Genomic DNA, 1,022 nt, shown 5'->3' on the forward strand with positions numbered 1-1,022 from the left:
AGCCTCGACTTTGCGCGAGCCCATGCCGATGGCGAGCGCACCATAGGCCTTGCCGGCCGACATTTGCGGGCGCAGGAACGAGGCGCCGTCCTGGCGCTGGAAGGCGACCAGATGCCCGCCGGCGTCGAGCACCGAGACGCCAAGCGGCTTAAGCTTGAGATCGGAGCCCTTGGCAAAGGCGGCATCGATGATTTGCCTGGCTTTTTCGAGCGGCAGTGCGGTCATGGCGGTCTCCTGTCTGAAAGGCGTCGATCATCGACCGTCGACGGGCGAGATAACATCCCGGTTTCGGTTGAAATTGCTTCGCGTGAAGAGGTGGGAAGGAAGCGACCGTCACAGCCTCCGGATAGGAGTTGGTGCCTGTGCGGCTTCAGGTCATTTTTTCTTGGCGCGGGCCGGCTTCTTGGCAGGTTCCGCTGGCGCGTTGGCGAGGTCTTCGGCTTCCTTGGCGAGACGCAGCGCCCGCAGCTTGTTGGTCTTGGCCTGGCGGGCGTCGCTCTCGGCGACGTATTCGGCCATCGCCTTCTGGCGGACGGTTGCCGCCTCTTCCTGCTTCTTGAAGCGCAGGTCGGCGCGTGCGCGGGCAGCATCCCGAGAGTTCTCAACCAAGACCTTATCCAATCCCGTGAATTGTGATTTTCCGCTTCTTCTAGCAGAGCCGGCCCCCAAACGGGAAAATAAGTTGGTCAAGCGGCAGAGTCGGCGGCGAGAGCCTTGCTGGCAACCAGGGCTTCATAGGCGGCCTGCAAGGTGGCGCGGACAGAAGGACCCGAGGCGGTATCGAGCGGCTTGCCGAGATGTTCATGGCGCAACTCGTCCATGAATTTGTCCCACATCGGCTGTCCGCCCTTTTCCAGAAGTTCGGCGCGGATCGAGAGTTCTTCGCTGACCGGCAGCCAGACGCGGCCCCAGGCGCCAAGATGGGCCAGGATCGGCACCAGCGTGATCGCCATTTCGGTCAGGCTGTAGATCGCCTTCTGCTTGTGCGAGGGGTCGTCGGCTTTGGTCAGCATGCCCAGTTC

Annotated in this window: 2 protein-coding genes and 1 pseudogene; all 3 read right to left on the bottom strand. The window is 62.5% G+C overall.

Annotated elements, in window-relative coordinates; translation table 11 throughout:
* Positions 1 to 225, bottom strand: a 225-nt coding sequence (locus EN906_RS35280) for a heme-binding protein (protein WP_206529278.1), incomplete at its 3' end; no start/stop codon positions are given.
* A 150-nt stretch (positions 226 to 375) separates the two neighbouring features.
* Entirely contained in the window at positions 376 to 609 is a 234-nt protein-coding gene (locus EN906_RS35285) for a hypothetical protein (RefSeq protein WP_027037125.1), read from the bottom strand.
* Between the two features lie 77 nt (positions 610 to 686).
* Positions 687 to 1,022 (bottom strand): annotated as a pseudogene (locus tag EN906_RS35290) (helix-turn-helix transcriptional regulator); the annotation flags it as partial.

Source organism: Mesorhizobium sp. M7A.F.Ca.CA.004.06.1.1 (assembly GCF_003999135.1).
Taxonomy (GTDB): domain Bacteria; phylum Pseudomonadota; class Alphaproteobacteria; order Rhizobiales; family Rhizobiaceae; genus Mesorhizobium.